This window comes from Salegentibacter sp. BLCTC (assembly GCF_015143665.1).
Lineage (GTDB): Bacteria > Bacteroidota > Bacteroidia > Flavobacteriales > Flavobacteriaceae > Salegentibacter > Salegentibacter maritimus.
In genome coordinates this window covers 21,144-37,371 of the sequence record NZ_WYEW01000004.1, presented here as the reverse complement: position 1 = coordinate 37,371, position 16,228 = coordinate 21,144, and the positions used below count along the sequence as shown (strand labels likewise).

The 16,228-nt window shown below is 34.8% G+C and carries 11 protein-coding genes; 8 read left to right on the top strand and 3 right to left on the bottom strand.

The window, feature by feature from the left end:
* Positions 1 to 735 precede the first annotated feature (735 nt).
* The 7 genes from GUB10_RS06620 (at position 736) to tssD (ending at position 11,489) form a co-directional block, all read left to right on the top strand.
* A complete protein-coding gene (locus GUB10_RS06620; protein WP_193710653.1) occupies positions 736 to 5,733 on the top strand; it encodes a DUF4132 domain-containing protein in 4,998 nt (1,665 codons plus the stop codon).
* A gap of 123 nt (positions 5,734 to 5,856) precedes the next feature.
* Positions 5,857 to 6,270 carry a hypothetical protein gene (locus GUB10_RS06615; RefSeq protein WP_193710652.1) on the top strand — a complete coding sequence of 138 codons (414 nt, stop codon included), beginning with the start codon at positions 5,857 to 5,859 and terminating at the stop codon, positions 6,268 to 6,270.
* 210 nt (positions 6,271 to 6,480) lie between these two features.
* Positions 6,481 to 6,855, top strand: coding sequence for a hypothetical protein (locus tag GUB10_RS06610; protein WP_227740333.1), 375 nt, complete (start codon positions 6,481 to 6,483; stop codon positions 6,853 to 6,855).
* Between the two features lie 167 nt (positions 6,856 to 7,022).
* Positions 7,023 to 9,392 carry a hypothetical protein gene (locus GUB10_RS06605; RefSeq protein WP_193710651.1) on the top strand — a complete coding sequence of 790 codons (2,370 nt, stop codon included), beginning with the start codon at positions 7,023 to 7,025 and terminating at the stop codon, positions 9,390 to 9,392.
* A 9-nt stretch (positions 9,393 to 9,401) separates the two neighbouring features.
* Complete coding sequence (locus tag GUB10_RS06600; protein WP_193710650.1) at positions 9,402 to 10,127, top strand: WG repeat-containing protein; 726 nt, start codon at positions 9,402 to 9,404, stop codon at positions 10,125 to 10,127.
* Between the two features lie 167 nt (positions 10,128 to 10,294).
* Positions 10,295 to 10,984, top strand: coding sequence for a hypothetical protein (locus GUB10_RS06595; RefSeq protein ID WP_193710649.1), 690 nt, complete (start codon positions 10,295 to 10,297; stop codon positions 10,982 to 10,984).
* A 100-nt stretch (positions 10,985 to 11,084) separates the two neighbouring features.
* Entirely contained in the window at positions 11,085 to 11,489 is a 405-nt protein-coding gene (tssD, locus tag GUB10_RS06590; RefSeq protein WP_193710648.1) for a type VI secretion system tube protein TssD, read from the top strand.
* A 284-nt stretch (positions 11,490 to 11,773) separates the two neighbouring features.
* On the opposite strand, the gene GUB10_RS06585 is transcribed toward tssD, so the two are convergent.
* Positions 11,774 to 12,169, bottom strand: coding sequence for a hypothetical protein (locus tag GUB10_RS06585; RefSeq protein ID WP_193710647.1), 396 nt, complete (start codon positions 12,167 to 12,169; stop codon positions 11,774 to 11,776).
* A 151-nt stretch (positions 12,170 to 12,320) separates the two neighbouring features.
* On the opposite strand from GUB10_RS06585, the gene GUB10_RS06580 reads away from it, so the two are divergent.
* A complete protein-coding gene (locus GUB10_RS06580) occupies positions 12,321 to 13,328 on the top strand; it encodes a hypothetical protein (RefSeq protein ID WP_193710646.1) in 1,008 nt (335 codons plus the stop codon).
* Between the two features lie 232 nt (positions 13,329 to 13,560).
* On the opposite strand, the gene GUB10_RS16130 is transcribed toward GUB10_RS06580, so the two are convergent.
* Both GUB10_RS16130 and GUB10_RS06570 read right to left on the bottom strand, forming a co-directional pair.
* Positions 13,561 to 14,199 carry a response regulator transcription factor gene (locus tag GUB10_RS16130; RefSeq protein ID WP_193710645.1) on the bottom strand — a complete coding sequence of 213 codons (639 nt, stop codon included), beginning with the start codon at positions 14,197 to 14,199 and terminating at the stop codon, positions 13,561 to 13,563.
* A gap of 5 nt (positions 14,200 to 14,204) precedes the next feature.
* On the bottom strand, positions 14,205 to 16,172 hold the full coding sequence (locus GUB10_RS06570) for a tetratricopeptide repeat protein (protein WP_193710644.1): 1,968 nt from the start codon (positions 16,170 to 16,172) through the stop codon (positions 14,205 to 14,207).
* Positions 16,173 to 16,228 lie beyond the last annotated feature (56 nt).

Genomic DNA, 16,228 nt, shown 5'->3' with positions numbered 1-16,228 from the left:
CTAAGACCTTCTTCAGTAATTGTAAATTTTAAGACCACTAAAACATCTTTTCTTCTTATGATAAGGTTTCGGTGTAATACTATCTATAAATTATTGAAGAAGGACTTCTGGTAAATCACCTCACGGTAAGCCAACAAGGTATGAAATGGATTTTTTTTTGGATTCCGAGGCAAACCCTGGGTACTACAGCCTTTGAAGATGCCAATTAAAGTACCTCCTGCTCTATTTGAAATAGAAAGTTAGTCTCTCGTCTACTCCCCCATACCCACAATACATAGCGTACACGAAAGCCGTACAAAAAACCAATTCAGGTATAAATAGCTTCTACCTTAGCCTTTATAATTTTAAGCGCTATCCCCGGTATTTTACGCGATTATATTGCAATACAAAATCAAGTTTTTTCATTCAATAAAAGAGAGCTACCATTTATGCCTATTACTTAAAGCTTTTCGGTTCTAAATTTAAATTCCAGGTACTTTAACAAAGTATCTCATTAATAATATAGTCATTTAAACACCCGCAAATTAGCTTCTGATAAGCCCTGGAGCCCTGCTAATTACCGGCGCAAATCTCGATTATTGATTAAATTAAATATAGGCTAAAATTTAAACTATTCAGAAATATCCCCAAAAACCGTGAGAAGTAAAATTGCGATTAGGTTTACCTTGCAAACAATTATTAGCATTTTTAAGAGTTGAATAATTGACATTTAAGAGATATAAAGCATAACAAGATATGGTTCCATTTGAAGAAGCTGAAAAACATATTCATAGACATAAAAAGCCGGAAATAGACGCATCTGAATTTCGTTTATTTACTGAACCTTATAAAGTTTTAGGTAAAATTTTAGCTAGAATTGATAAAGGAAATAGAACGTATTACAATACCCCAGATTTTATTACTGTATTTAAAGATGCTATTAACATTAATCCCTGGAGAACCGAAGAAGGCTTGCGTTTAGGGATGCAATTGTATGGGGTTATTCAAGCTCCTTATTTGGCCGATATGTGGGACTTTATGGACACCTTACCTTATCAAAGAGGTTATTCCCGACAAGCCTTTAGATCTATAAAAACTGAAGATACCTTACGCAATAAATTACATTTTTTTACGCAATTTTTAAGATTTAGCAGAAAGGGTTTTGGTGGCTTGTCTTTACAAGAGCATTTTCAATACAGCACCTATTTTCCAAATGCAAACAGCTACTTCTTAGCCACTTTACTTCATAATGGAAACGGCGCTTTTGATGAATTGCTAGAAGACATTATTCAAGGTGAGGATGAAATTGGGGGGATTAGCGCCGATATTATTAAAGCCCTGTTACTTTCTGAAACGGAAAAGCATTGGGAAATGGTGGCCAAACTATTACTGGCCGCGCAACGTCAGGAAGGTTTAAGACAAACCATTCTAGAGTCGTTAGATGAGTCTGGTCTGGGTGCTTTAAAGTATATAATCAATGTTATTCTAGAAAATGACCTTACCCGTTTTAGCAGTGTTACCAGAGCTGTGAGCACTTGGTTTGGATTAAATTGGGAAACACCTAAAAAATCGATCATCAACCGGGTTTTAAAACTCGCACAAGCTTTAATCCTGGATTTAAAAGAAACAGATACACTGCTTAAAAGCAAAGATAATTTAGAAGTTTTAGTTGGTTTATGGGCTATAGGAATTTTAGATGTTGACACTGCCAATAGAAAAGCCTTAGAAATTGTTTTCACTTCTGAAGATAGAAACAAGAAGATTTTAGCACTGTATTTTATTTGGAAAACAGATAGGACAAACGATGCCCTGGTCCCCTATTTTACCACAGAGCTAGGTAAAGATTATGCCCTGGACCATTGGATGACAGTAAATTTACCGGTAACTACTTTAGATAACTCCACTTTCGAGAAGCTACTTTCTGTAGCCAAAAACGTTACAGAAAAAGGTAAAACCTACGAAAGCAAAATATTCTCCTGGTGGAGCTTTGTCCCCGGGCCAACCTATTTCTTTCAATTTTTAATCAATAGCGCAACAGAACAGCAGTTAGAGTTAATGGCTACTGATTTTGAAGAATTTCCTACAGAATATAGGGAAAACTACATTCGCAAAGTATTCCCAAAACATTTTAGTTACTCCTTGTATTACAAACAAGATCAGCAAAATAAAGTACAATTAGATTACGACGAAGCGTCCTGGAAAAGAGCTTTAGCAAGAAAAGCCATTTATAACCGAAATGAGGGGGTTATGGCAACAGGATTAAATTTATTTAATTCGATACACCTTTATGATAAAGATTTAGAGATTGCTGAAGATTTACTAAGGCGAAAAAATAAAAATTTACGCACAGCTTTAATCCATATAATCACAAAACTACCGGCAGACCGATTAAGAACAAGCACTAAGAACTTACTTTCGGCAAAAAATATTGAACAACGCCTGGCCGGTTTAGAGATTCTAAGCCTTTTGAAAGATGCCAATAAACAATCTGATTTTATTGAAGCCCAATTAGAACTTTATCATGAGCGTCCTAAAATCACTAAAAACGAACAGGTTTATTTAGATAAGTTTTTAGAGACTACGCAGGATTATAATTTTAGCAATGGTTTTGGTGTTATTGATTATGACAACTTAACACCGCTATATATTCCAAAACCTCAATTTGAGAAAAAAATGAATTTCTTCGATAAATTGGGGGTCACAACATCAGAGTTTTCGGCATTTAAATTTAAAGATTTTATAGATGCTAATAAGATTACTAAACAAGTTAACACGCTAATTGCTATTGTTGCTGAAAATAAAAATTATGAGTATCAAATGCAGGGGTATCAGGGAGAAACTCATACCACATTTATTGAAAAAGGACTTCATGAAATAAAGGAACTGGGAAGTGATGCTACTGCTCAGGATCATTTACATAATATTCCGCTTTCGCATGTATGGATAGAATGGTATGAACAAAGCAAGCTTAATGATTTTGAACTCTATGCTACCATTAGGTATATCAACAATCACAGTTATCCCTATGGGAGCTACAAAATATTAGAACCCTTTTTAAGACAGTATTACCCAGATTTATCAGGTTTAAATTTAGATGAAGAAAAAAATTATTACTCAAAGTCCAGAACGTACAACGAGATTTTAAATCGCTTGTTTGCAGTTTATGTAGATGCCCAAACAATTGGATCTTTTAAACTGAGTATATATGAAGATATGATTGCCAATTTTCCTGAAAAATATAAATTAACAAAGTTTCAGGATCGTGGTTACCATTACACCAACACATATAATTGGACAAGTATTATACAGGCAAACACCCCTAATTTTGGTGTTCATCATTTAGATCAACTTACTTCAGAGCAGCTTTTAAAATATTGGTCTATTAAAATGTATTTAATGGTTCAAAATTGTGCGTATCCTACAGTTGCCACAGATAATAAAATACTTACAGCTGCACAGACCAGGACACGGAGCTTAGAATTTCCTGAAATTGAAGTCACACTAAAGCTCTATAAAGAAGGATTGATTAATGATGACGATCTACTATTCCAGGCTTTAAATAGAAATGAATTAATGACCATTATTGATGGTGGCTTTAATTACAGAATGAACTATAGAAAAGGTCTGGAACGCAATACAATTCCCAAACATGTATTTCTTCCTTTAAAAACCAATTTATTAGAAACCGAATTAAATCGCGGAGATATAGCAACCCCTGCTTCTAATTATATTAACGCTATTCATAAAGTTGAAGGTGTAGATTATGTATTTAGAGTACTGGAGCGCCTGGGGAAAGATACTTTTGAGCGGGGTTACAGCTATTACGGCGACAGTAAAAAATCTAAGTTTAGTGCCATTCTTAAAATGACACAATTTAAAGACACCGAGTCTTATTCTGATTTTGAAAATCTTGCAAAGGCCTCAAAAATTAATAAAAAGCGTTTTATAGAATTGGCCTGTTACGCCACCCAATGGGCCAGTGTGGTTGGCGAATATTTAAAAATCGATAATTTAGAAAATGCCGTATGGTGGTTTCAGGCACACGCTTCAGATTATATGAACAGTGAAAAAGAAACCATAATTTCTCGTTACTCCAATATTCCAAAAAGCGATTTTGCACTAGGGGCTATCGATATAGATTGGTTTACCAAAGTATACAAAAGCTTAGGCAAAACCAATTGGAAACTACTTCACGAGGCTGCTAAATACATTTCTGATGGAAACGGGCATCGACAGGTAAAACTTTATTCTGGTGTAATGCTGGGCGAAGTAAAAATCACTGAAACCATAAAGAAAATTAAAGACAAGCGTGATAAAGATTACGTACGTGCTTTAGGCTTAATTCCTCTAAGCAAAACCGTACCTGAAAAAGATGTACTAAAGCGCTACAATCTCTTACAGGATTTCTTAAAAGAAAGTAAGCAATTTGGTGCACAGCGTCAGGAAAGCGAAGCTGCGGCTGTAGACATAGCATTAGATAACTTATCGCGTAATGCGGGCTACCAGGATCGTGTGCGCTTTAGTTGGGCAATGGAGGCAAAAGCCACCCAAAGCATTATGGAGAATGCTAAAATTACCATAGAAGAAACAGTGATAGAATTGGTTATTAACGAGCTTGGCAAAACAGAACTTAAAGTAACCAAAGCCGGGAAAGCACTAAAAAATATTCCTGCTAAATTGCGTAAAGACAAAAAGGTTATCGCTTTAAAAGAAAATAAAGCCTACTTGTCCAGACAATACAGTAGAACTCGTTTATCATTAGAAAATGCCATGGTAAACGAAGATGAATTTACAGCGAAGGAAATTCATAATTTAATGCAACACCCTATCGTAAAAGTGATGTTGAGTAAGCTGGTTATGTACGTTCCTGAAAAAGAACTTGCCGGATTTTACCAACAGGGCAACTTAATAGATGCGAACGGTAAAACACATCAGTTAGCAGAAGATGATGTATTGCTTATTGCCCATCCTTCTCATTTATACAAAGCAGTGGTATGGGATATGTACCAGAAACACTTATTTGCAGAGCGTGTAGTACAGCCATTTAAGCAAGTATTTAGAGAATTGTATTTAATCACTGAAGATGAGCGGGAACACAGTAATCGTTCAGAACGTTACCAGGGACATCAAATTCAGCCTAAAAAAACCGTAGCGCTTTTAAGAGGTCGTGGTTGGACGGTAAGTATGGAAGATGGTTTACAAAAAGTATATCATAAACACGGTTTCATAGCCACTATGTACGCCATGGCCGATTGGTATTCACCTTCAGATGCCGAGGCCCCAACCCTGGAAGATGTTTGCTTTCACGCTGTAGACACTTATAAAACTGTTCCACTTTCAGAAATTCCATCGGTGATTTTTAGTGAAATAATGCGGGACATTGACCTTGTGGTGAGTGTAGCCCACGTTGGTGGCATAGATCCAGAAGCCAGCCACAGCAGCATGCAAATGCGTGCTGCATTAGCCGAAGAATCTGCCAAATTATTCAAACTTAAAAACATTAATGTTAAAGACCGCCACATTTTTGTAAAAGGTAGTCTTGGCGAGTATAGCATTCATTTAGGCAGCGGCCAGGTGAGCAAAAATGGATTGGCATTATCTATAATCCCGGTACACAGCCAGCATAGAGGGCGAATGTTCTTGCCATTTGTAGACGACGATCCAAAATCGGCAGAAATTATTTCTAAGATGAAACTACTTTCAGAAGATCACAAAATACAGGATCCAACAATTTTAGCACAAATAAATAGCTAATTTCTTTAAACAATAAGGGCGTTCCCCACTTAAGGTGGGGCGGGCTTTTTGTTGCAAGTCCTCGTGCTATCGCACTGTGGGCTTTTCACTACAATCCCTAACGCAAAAAACATCTTTATACAAATGGAACTCACATTACAACTGAAAAGACTTGGTAAAAAAAAGGTAAAACAAGTCCCATTTAAACTGGAAGAAACCCCAAAAAACCTGGAAGAATTATTAGTCGCTTGCGTAAAAAACCAGGTAGAAGACTTCAACAAAAAACGCCTGGAAGTTAATGTTATTGGTTTTTTAAGCCCTACAGAAATACAAGAACAGGCGCAAAATGGTAAAATAGGTTTTGGCGAACTAGCCAATAAAGATTTGGCCAATTTGCAAAAAGCCATTGATAATGTTCTACTCGCCTTTAAAGACGGACTTTTTGTGGTTTTTATAGATGATGAAGAAATAACCGATTTAAAAGCGCCCTTGCAACTGACTTCAGAAAGTGTTATTGCATTTATAAGATTAACATTTCTAGTCGGAACTTATTGGTAAAATATTTCAATAACATCTACAATGATAGTAAACTAAGTCGGGTTATTATACCCTTTGGCGATACCAATTAAAACATAAAATAGCATCTGCAAAAATCAACAAACTTAAAAATGCTCTGTAAAGAACTAAATACAGAAATCGCTGAATACCGTGATAAAATTATTTTGTGACAGGTTTATTTTTGCTGTGAATAATAAGAACAATATAGGTTTGAAATATTTAGAATTTAGCATTAACCGCAAAGTGCAAAGTTTAATGGTAAATGTGTTTGAAGCTGTAAGTGATACTCAAGACCCAGCCTTAAAAATTAGCGAACTCATGCACACCCAAAGCATATTTGAGCGGGTTTTTGAAATCGTAAAAGAAACCGGCTTTTACAATGATGATGAAAATTTAAGATTGATGAGAGCTTTGAATATTGATACCGGGGAAGGTGATTTAAAAAATGCTTTGTATACCACCTGGACAATTATGGGAAATAATTTAAACAGGTCAAAATCCCAGGAAGAATTCAATGCAAAATTCGCATTGTTTGTACCTACTATTCTTAAAAGGATGGAAGCAATTCACGGTATAACCATATAATATGGCTTATAATATTTTTTATCTATTACAGTAAACTACCTCGGGGCAAGCCCACGAGGCATTCATTGGAAACAAATTTTTAATTTCAAGGCAAGCCTCGGGGTATTACACCCTTTGGCGGTGCCAATAAAAAAAGACTGCACCCTCAACCCTATCAAGATATCAAAATGGAATTTAACAAAGAATACATTACCACCTATTATAAAAGTATAAAAGCAGAAAAGAACTATCCCGAAGCCTTTTTATATGAGCTTTTCCTGGTAGGCAAAATAAGCAGGGACAAAGAAATTATTGCTGAAATTTCTGAAATACTGCAAGAATATGGTACCTCCGAGATAAATAGCGCGTTTAAAACACGTAATAAATTGCCTGAAAACGGAAAAGGCTCCGAGAAAGTAATTAACACCTTACTTCATTTTGGCACCAAAGATCCCTTATTCCCTATTGGAAAACTCTATAATATGATGGGCTTTTCCTTAGTTTTTATGGACAATACCGCTATTGTTCAAAAACTCGAGAAACAACCAGACCTTATTTCACGCTTAAATGGAATCAATGAACTTCGCATTAAAGAAGTTTTTTCAGAAGAAATTCCTGATGAAATTTGTGATATAAAATCACTTGAGGTGCTGGAAATAGAAGGAAATTATAAAAAACTACCTGAGGCCATTGGAAATTTACAAAAATTGGAAATTGTTAATTTAGACCTACCTGAATTAGCATATTTTCCCGATAGTTTTTGGACCCTGGAAGCTATTAAAGAATTAGACCTGGAAAATATTTCTACAGGTTTTCAAGCTTCGCTTCATTTAGATAAACTTTCTAATTTAGTAGAATTGACTTTCTTAAAAGTAAACTTAACAGATGCTTCGCAACTTGAGCTTCCTTTAAGTTTAGAGAAATTAAGTTTTATTCGGCTGGAAAATATTAGTAAACTCCCCAATAGTTTTACCAGTCTTAAAAACCTTCAACGTATACAAATTTACAAATGTCCCAACTTAAAGGAAATTCCAGACGGACTTGAAAATTTAAAAAATCTATCAAGCATAGATTTTAGGGAAATTCCATCCATTAAAGGAATAAAAGACAAACAGCTTTTTACAGAAAGTTGCAACTCCTTCAGCTTAGATAAAAACATACCTATACTAAATACTGGCACCTCCTTTTTAAACTCAGAGTTATTAATTAGCGATGTAAAAATATTGGAATATGTTTTAGCAAATCCAAAGAGTTTCCCGAATCTTAAAAGTTTGAAAATCTATTATAACCCTGATTTTACCAATTTATCTTTAGGACTGGGAGAGTTGCCTACACTCGAATCTGTAGCCATTCATATGGTTAGTAACACCGAAACCTTATTTAGTAACATAGATAAATGCACACAACTAAAATCCCTAAGTATAAGCAATGCAAACATGGAATCGTTTCCCGAGGGTCTAAAAAAATTACCGTATTTAGAGTATTTAAGTTTTAATAGTTGCCCCAATCTTATACTACAAGGCGATAATTTACCTAAAAAGATTAAAGAATTAGAACTATTTGTGATAAAAGAGTTTATTCCCGGAAAACATTATCTGGAAACTGATTCAGCTAGCTTTGCTCACCTTATTCTTGAAAATCCTAAAAACTTATTTAAAACTTTAATTACTAAAAAATTAAAGTTTTCACAAATAAATAAGAACAAAAACACGCAAGAAGAACTAACGCAGTATTTGCCAAAGCCGGAGGCTTTAAATACTTTGAAAGTCCACACCAATACAGCGAATTACAAAGATGTTTTATTGCATTGTACACAATTGGAACATCTGGATTTAAATAATGAGGAAGAAAGTACTGCAGTTCTTAGCACGCAGCCGGCGCCTCAATTAAAGTACTTAAAGTTATCTTCTTACAAAGCAAACGACCTTGGGGACATACTTAAGAACACACCAAATTTGGAAACATTAGATATAAGGCATTATGAGGCTTCTATTATATTTCCACGGGTGTCATTACCGTATTTAAAAGTTTTAGATTTAAGCTATACCGGATTTAAAACACTTGAAGCCTTACATGCCCCGGCATTGCATGATCTAAGAATAGCTTTGAGTTATGAGTTTGGTATGGAAGGCTATTCTAAATTAAACCAATTTAAATCTTTGAAGAAATTGAGCTTTGTTGGTATTAGCAGAGAAGTAAATACTATCCCTGAAAGCATTACTGAATTAGAACTTACTGAGTTCTTAATTGGTCATAACTTTGAAGTTTTACCTGAATATATTAAAAAAATGACAAGTTTAGAAACCCTATCGCTTGGTGGAAATGAGTTTGTAGATCTTCCCACCTGGATTGCAGATTTACCGAAATTGGATCGCTTAGATATTGACGGTTGCCGATTTGAAAATGATGTGCCGGAATACTTTCAAAAACTAAAGTTGAAAGAATTAAAATACTACATTTCAAAATTTGGTGGTTTCAACATGAACCCTAATAAATACAAATACCTCATAACACCGGGTTACACCCAGCTAAAAAAAGAATTTACTAAGGATATATAACTAATTCTTATGCTATTTAGAAAAGTAAACTGCCTCGGGACAAGCCCACGAGGCATTCGTTGGAAACAAATCTTTAATTTAGAAGCAAACCTGGGGCTATTGTACCCTTTGGCGGTGCTAATAAAAAAAAGACAAATAATAATACTGGTTTTTACTATTTCAGTGGCTTTTTCGTGTAAAAACCACATTAAAAAAGAAGTTACCAATCACAAATATTATGATAGACCTATATCTGATACAGTTTCTACTACTAAGCTAAGAGCAGTAACAAATCAGGAATATTTACAGTTTGGTGTAAGCGTAGCATATGTAAATGAAAACAATGATACCATCATTCCATTTGGGAAATATGCATATTACGGAACTGACACATTGGAATTTTACGCCAATGTTTTAGAACATCCTAACGATACTACCTATGGGCGGCAGATTGCTATAGACAGGAACCAAAATGTTTTGTTTGACATTGTTATGTTCGACAATGGCCCCGAACCCTTTAATGAAGGCTTAATGAGAGTTCTTAGAAATGGTAAAATGGGATACGCAAATAAATATGGCCAGGTAGTAATTCCCTGTGAATATGAGTTTGCCAAATGGTTTGAAAATGGAAAAGCCGAAGTTACTTATAACGTAAAAACATATTACGACTTAGATGACCATAAACGAGTGGAAAGTGACGAATGGTTTGAAATTGATAAAGAAGGAAACAAAATAGAATCAACATCACAACCGTAGCAATAAACATTGGCTTAACAGCCTACTACTAAATTGTTTACCAATCAAAAAAGCCTTAGAATCTCAAAATACCCCTAAGGCTTTTTTTAGCTAAAATATCACGGAAAACAGGTACAAAATCTCTTCCGGGTTTAAGCATCTTTGTTACACTTTTAAAAAAGATAAACATGGATTTTAAAACAATGTTAGAATTACCTGCTTTAGATACAGATCAGGTTGTAAAAATACTACAGGAAATAGCAGATAAAGAAAGGAAAAAAGAAAAGCCCCGAATGCCACAGGTAAGTATTAGCACTCATTCCGGTAGTGCCTCCGGCTTTTTTGTAAATCATTGTACAGAAAAGAAAGTGATATTGTTAGCTGATATGTACGACCATAAAGCTCATTTTCAACACATAGCATCGCATTCTATTTCTACGATCTCTGTGAGTAACATCGATACATATGCCTATCTTTTCTCTGACGGTAGAATTCCTTTTAGCCCAGATAAAAGCGAAATACCTAGCCTACTTCAGCTTAAAAAACACATTAAGACCTTAGAGCTGGCACTAAACGATTCTTTAGGGAAAGAGGTTTCTATAGCATATTCTTACAAAGAAACTCCTACAGATCTTGAAAAATTTTATGCTTCTAAAGTGTTGGGTTTATTAAAAGAAACCCTCTCCAACATTGCCAAAGATAAAATGGCCAACGAAGCTTTTTCTGAATCAATTTCCTCGCTTAATTTTAAGTTGGGTTCAGAAAACAACGTGCTATTACAAGAAAATATGCTTTCAATTACCATTGATATTTCTAAAGCACTAAAAAGCTTTCCAGACACCGCCCAGCTACAAAATCAAATAGAGAAAAACCTATAAATTCTTCCGATAATTAAAAAGTAAATTAACTCGAGGCCAGCCTCGGGGTCACGATAACTATCTTAACAAACCTCGATTATCGAGTAAAAAAGTATATACTATGCAACAAAACAATATTATAGACCGAATAGAAATTATCTTAAAAAGAGACGAGAATAGCATAAAAAAATTTGAGTTGAGCCAACTTGACTATAACTTTTCTACTTCTCATAATTATGGAAAAGATGCTGAAAAAACAACCGAAGTTTACTTATCTGGATCTATAAACTCCAAAATAGATGAGTTCCTCTTAAACTGGGTAGCCAACCAGGAAGGTGAATGGGCCGGCTCTATTCAGGTATTCTTTAAGCATAAGGACAAACCCGAATTAAGCCTTAATTTTCAAAATTCTTCTGTAACTAGTTTTAATCAATCTTTTATGGAAAATAATCCATACTCCCAACAAGGCGTATACTTCTCGGCTTCTTTAAGAGGTGTAGAGCTAAACAATGTACCTATAAATTAATTTTACACTAAACATTAAAATAAACTACCTTGAGGTAAGCCCACGAGATATTTGTTGGACATAAACTTATATTTTCCAGGCAAACCTCAAGGTATTATATCCTTTGGCGGTGCCAATAAAAAAAGCTGTCTGAAAAGTCTATTCTAGTCAAGCTGAACTTGTTTCAGCTTCTAACATGTTTTTAATTACCAACACGTTAGATCTTGAAATAAATTCAAGATGACGATTTTAAAACCTTTTCCGACAGCTTCTTTTTTATAATAGCCTGATTCTGCCAGGTTATTTTATAGATTATTCTCCAGGAATTCACGTATTACAAGATCAGAGAAATATCCACTGTGGTGGCCGCCCCAACAAGCTGTAAGAGAAAATACCTCATCTTCTATTTTTAATTCTTTTTTATCTTCTGCACCTTCGTTAGGTATACAATACACCTCAATAGACGAGATACTCTCCTGTATAGCTTCCTTACCCATATCGTCTTCACAAACCTCCTTTAGTGCATCGGTAAGACGCTGTAAACAAACACTTGGCACAAACTTTATAAAGTCTAGCTCAAAAGTACCCCAGTTAATATTAACAGGTAATTCTTTACCTACCGTCTCATTTATTTCCTTTTGGTAGTCTCCTAAATATTGATCTTCAATTGCTTTAGCTGCTTTTTTTTCTTGTAGTCCCATTATAAATATCTTTAGTTATAATTAATGCTTCAAAAATACCCTGTACCCCTCTATAAACACTGACTTCTTTTAATGAAAGTGAAAACTCACGGAATTCCGTGAGGCCGTTTTTGCAACATTCTTATAATTTAGTTTAATCAAGATGATAACTATGAAACAAATGATATACTTTGGAATACTACTTGGCGTAATTGTAATTGGTTTTAGTAGCTGCGCCAGATTGTTTGGTGGTATCTCTAAAAATAAAGCTGCAAAAAATATCGAAACATATTTACAAAGAGAGTATAAAGATGAATTAGATTTTAAAAATTTAAATCGCTTTTTTAACGCTGCTACGATGAATCCTAATATGTTTAGTGTACATATCTACAATAAAAAAATACCCGAAATTGAATTCTACACGCATATTAATGCGAAAAACATATTAGTAAATGATACTTTGCCTCTGTATGGCTCCGAAAAGCTTACCTTTAATGATCTTTATAAAGAGTCTATAAATATCTATGAAACAAAACAAGCGATTAGAAATGATTTTAAAAGTAGCGGGCTGGATGTTAACTTCAAAATTGAAAGCATTGAATTAATTTTTAAAGAAGACCTAACTCCCCAAGTACTGGACAATTTGATCCCTAAATTTATGGAAAGATTAAACCAGTCTTACAACGAATTGAACAGTTTATATAGTCAGCATTTACTAATTAAAACTCCTCAATATCCAGAAGGTTTCATAGAAATACCACTTGAAACCCATACAAATACCTGGCAAATCAAAGATTTTCTATTATCAAAAAAAATACAGGGTTTCCCATCCTTACAAACAAAAATTGAAGAAAAAATAGGAACAAACATACGCGAAGCATTCCCTTATTTTAAAATTAGTAATTACAGAAAAATATATTTAGACAAATCTTCCCTTTCTAAAGCGGCCTGGGTACAATACCTTGATGATAAACGTATAAAGAATGATGGTGAAGGAAAATACCAAAACCCACAGAAAGGTTTATACATCCTGTATTTTGATTTAGATACCCGACACATATACCGGGGAGAGATGATAACAGACCAGAATGATACGACATCTTACGAGGAAGAGTTTAATCAGATAAAAAATGTTATAGAAGCAGAAGGAATTAATGCTATATATCAACAAACAAATTAACTTAAGATAAGCAGCAAGGCTTCGTAAACTACCTCGGGGCAAGCCCACAGGGCTTCGTTGAAAACAAATTTTTAATTTCGAGGCAGGCCCTGGGATATTATACCCTTTGGCGGTGCCAGTAAAAACCTATTTTATTTTAGGTAGGGGCCCTGAAGCAGTTAAAGTGCTATGATAATAAAAGTTACCCCGGAAGGCCTTTAAAATTAAAACTCAATCTTGAATACAAGCCAAATTAGGTATCAAACAACCCAGATTCTATGGCATATTTTACGGCTCCTGTAGTGGTTTTAGAGTCGGTTTTTAAAAGAATATTCTTACGATGAGTTTCTACGGTATTCACAGAAATAAATAGCTTTTCCGAAATTTCTTTTGAGGTAAGCTCTTCCCCTAAAAGTGCCAACACTTCCTTCTCGCGTGGTGAGAGTTCTATGTTTTTATACTTCTTACGCTCAAAAACGCTTTCCATATATCGTTGTTTTATAATATCAGAGAAGTACTGTTCATCATTTAATACAGTACGTACAGCTTTCTGCAATTCTTCTTTACTTGTAAATTTTGGCACAAAACCATCTGCTCCTTTTTGAATCACCTTATGCACCGTTCTATGATTATCCAACATGCTTAAGATGATAATTTTGATAGCACTATGTTTCTTTTTAATTTCCGTAAGCAATTCTATACCATCCATTTTTGGCATACTAATATCGCTTATAATTAAATGAACCTCAAATTGATTGAGCAGTCTAAGTACCTGTTTCCCTTCGGTGGCTAAATGAACCTCTCCTATTTCGGGCATATCCTTAAATATGGTATTTATACCTTCCAGAAACATTAAATGATCGTCTGCTATAATGATGTTTACTTTCTTCACAATTTTTAATTTAAGGGAATATCTATCATAATTGAGGTACCACTACTTGCACTGCTGTCTATCTCTATGGTACCTTGTAGCTTATGCAAGCGGTCCTTTATATTTCGTAATCCTATTCCTTGTTTTTTCTTCTCCTGAAATCCCTGTCCATTATCGTTAATCACAATATTTAAGTGATTTTCATGCCTGGTAAGTTGTACTTCGGCCTGGGTGGCAAGGGAATGTTTTAGAATGTTATTTACTAATTCCTGTACAATTCTATAAGCTTCGGCAAGGAGCTCCTCCGGTAACCGATCAATATCTTCTTCCGGAAAGAAAAAAGTTTGAATATCAATATTTGCACTTTTAGAAATTTTATCTATAAAATCCCTAAGAAAACTACTAAAACCTATTTTTGAAAAAGCTAAGGGGTGTAATTGATGGGAAAGCGCACGTATATCTATACAAGCATTACCAATAGCATTCAATATTCTTTTGCTTTGTGGTTTTTCTGGTTGAGTTTCTATGTAGTGTTCAAAGGCAATTTTTATTCCGGCCAGGTCACTACCTATTCCGTCGTGTATCTCCCGGGCTAAACGTGCTCTTTCTTCGTCCTGTCCTTCCTGGTAACGTTCTATTACAGATAATTTATGGTCTTTCATCATCTGGTTAATCTTTTGCTTTGCATTTTCTTCCTGTTGCTCACTCAATTCTTTCTGAGCTTTAAGCCGCTGCAGGTAAAAAAGCCGCAGTATAACTAAAGATATTAAAACCAATATAAAACCCGCAATAAACGCATTTCTTACAATTCCCTGCCGTTTAACAGTAAGCTCTGCTTTTTGCAGTTCTGCCTCCCCCAACTTTTGTTCTTTCTCCAACAATGCTATTCGCGTCTCCTTTAACTGGGTTTCGTAACGTTCCTGGAGATTTGCGACATACTTTTCTTTATCAAGTGAGTTTTGTTTAGATTTGGTATCTACTCCTTTTTGGTAATATTTTAAAGCATTTTTATAGTCGCCCTGATCTTGATATAGCTGGGAAAGATTTATATATATATTAGAATTGTAAGTTAACAAAGACTGTTCTTCCCCTATGGCAAGGGCTTGCTCAAAATAGGTTATTGCTTCTTTGTTATTACCTAATTCACTTTCACATAAGCCCAGATCATTTAATACAATCGCTATATCAGAATTGAATTTTAGTTCTTTTAACAGCGATAATGTTCTTTTTAAGGAAACCACTGCTTCTTCACAACGCTCTTCTTCAACTAACATCTGTGACAGGTTAATATTTATATAAGCTATCACGGCTTTGTTCCCCTCTCTCTTTCTATAGTTTAAAACTGTTTGGTAGTGTTTACGAGCCTGATCAAACTTGCCTTGTTCTTTTAAAATATTAGCAAAATTAAATAAGGTAGTGAGTACACCGTCGTCATCTTTTAATTCCCGATATAAGTTAGCGGCACGATCTAAATTTTCAGCAGCCTTATTGTATTTTTTTTGTAACACATAAAGTGTGGCAATATTTTGATAGGCATTTGCTTCCTGGTTCTTTCCGCCTATTTTTTTTGCATAAGCTAAGCATTGCATAAAACCATCCATTGCTTTGGGATAATCCCCAAGGTTCTTATACCCTAGCGCTAATACATTATAAGCGGCTGCCAAACCATTTTCTATTTTAAGCTCTTTAAGTAAATTAATGGCCTTTGCAGCCTGGTCTACAGCACTTTTATAATCTCCCGAAATGTTGCCTAGGTTGCCCAAAGCATAGTGTGCCCTAACTATATGGATTTTCTTATCTAAAGCCTCACTTTTTGACAACCATTCCTGGGCTGCTTTTTTCGCGACTTCCGGGTTTGTATATAAATTTTCTGCATATACATTAGAAAGCGAATCTAAAAGTGGCGTACTTTCTGGTGTTTGAGCTAGGCTAACATTACATATTCCTAAGAATAGAAATAAAAATAAGCTTGTATACTTTTTAAGCGGTATCATTTTAAAACCAGTAAATTACTTCGGGGCAAGCCAACAAGGCATTAAAAGGAATTCTT